Genomic DNA, 1,902 nt, shown 5'->3' with positions numbered 1-1,902 from the left:
GAAACAATTATTGCGATGAAACATACAGAAGCCATAGCCTCATTGACAAGTAAAGGTTTGAATGAAATCAATCATTCAAACAAAGGGCATTTGTCCCTGCCCACAAGACGTGCGATACTTCAAGCCATCAATGAACCGTATGTCATTGGACGAATTAGCATTTTGTGTGCGTTGAAAGTATATCCGATATGGAATGAATTTTTCAAGAACGATACGGAAATTATCGGACTGATTAAGAAAACGGAGAAATACCTGCTGGGGCAAACGGGCAAAAAGGATTTATTGAAAGATGCCGACCATTTGGACGTGTTTGCCGATAATTACATGGAAGATAATATTACAGCTGCATTTGCAGCCAAAGTAGCTGTTCATGCCGCTTATGATGCCGGGGCGGGTGCAGACAGGGTTGTCAGTGATTATGATTCTGAAGAAGAAATAGAAGACCCTGACGAATGGGATACCGCTTTCCTCGCAAGTTTAGTATATAATGGTGGTATTGTCAATTTGGATTCTGTTGATGACAGGCGCAATAAAGAGTTCTGGAACTGGTATCTTACCGATTGCATCAAAACTGCCTGTGCAAATGACAGCCTGCCATATCCAGCCCCCGCAAACAAAGCAACATCACCTGCAAAATACATTCCTTATCGTACACAATTACGTCTTTGGAAAGAAGATGCGAAATGTTGTGCCTGTATAAATGGCATCAAGGAAGTTTTAGTAAAAATGGTGGCTTTTGCCCAATGGAGTAAATGCGATTTTTACTGTTATACCGTTGAAAGTACATCTCAACCTGAGATTTATTATTACAAGGGAAACGAGCCAGTCTGGTTTGGTCCTAATGGTATTAAAATTTTAATATATCTTTCAGGAAAAGTAGAAAAGCTTAAAGACCTGATGTATTCTTTATGTCCGCAAGAAGGGGCTTTTTATCTATGTAAAATAACAATATACAAAGACAATCATATGGATATAAGATTTGGTTACGATACACGAGACGAAAAACTGAAAGAGGCATTCAGCGATAGTGACTTTAGTGAGGATTTCAGTAAATATCCACGGGCAAAAGAGTTCATTCCTGATTGGCTGTCGGATATACTGAAAAGAAAGAAAATAAGTTTCTAACAAACCGGGCTAACGCTTACAGCGTTCCCCGCTATCCCATTATGTGCAACTAAAAAACAATATAAATATGAAAACTGAAAAAATTAGTGATGTCCTGCAAGGAATGGATGTCAATACAGAAGATGCGATTGTAACCTTATCTGACAAGATTTGGGAGATAGGTAGCATTGATGAAATTAGGCAACAAGTATCCGATGTTACTTTTACTTTTCATGTTGTAACTAATGTGATAGGAAATTGTCAAGGCGATGGTTGGATGTCTATTGTAGAATATCATGCAGACTTGTTACCTTACATATCTTCTGCGATGTATGAAATTGGATTAGACAAGGTTGGTGAAGCAACCAAAAATATAGCGAATATCTTCCCTTTGGATATATCGGTTCTTAGCAATGGTGAGTTTTGCAAGGTTGTAAACTTTATGAAAGGACATAAAACGGACTTAGAGAAGCTAAAAAAATATAGCGAATCGGAACAAGAAAAAATGAGTGAACAATACTTTGATACTATTGACAAGCTGGATGAAATAGCAGAAAAACTATGGTATTATGGCTGCCCAGATAACGAAGGTTGGGGAGTTGTAAGCCGATATTTAGAGAAGCATTTGCAGGACAATTTTTGGAAATAAATGCACATAACAAGCACCTGTGCCACCTAACGGCGGCAAGCTGCATCCCATTATCACCAATATAATAAAGAAAAGATATGAGGAAAATAGTAACAATAATCAGTATATTGCTGTGCGTGTTGTCCGTTCACGCACAAGGTATTCCTATA

Annotated in this window: 2 protein-coding genes; both read left to right on the top strand. The window is 38.1% G+C overall.

Translation table 11 applies throughout. The features are described from left to right. Nucleotides 1-1,125: Imm5 family immunity protein (locus M3090_RS15165; RefSeq protein WP_249057667.1), on the top strand; the 1,125-nt coding region annotated here is incomplete at its 5' end. Nucleotides 1,126-1,192: 67 nt separating this feature from the next. Further along, nucleotides 1,193-1,753 (top strand): hypothetical protein, encoded by a 561-nt coding sequence (locus M3090_RS15160; protein ID WP_249057665.1) that lies wholly within the window; start codon nt 1,193-1,195, stop codon nt 1,751-1,753. Nucleotides 1,754-1,902 lie beyond the last annotated feature (149 nt).

It is taken from the genome of Bacteroides sp. ET71, assembly GCF_023336905.1.
Classification (GTDB): Bacteria; Bacteroidota; Bacteroidia; order Bacteroidales; family Bacteroidaceae; genus Bacteroides.
This window is presented reverse-complemented; position numbering and strand designations above follow the sequence as displayed.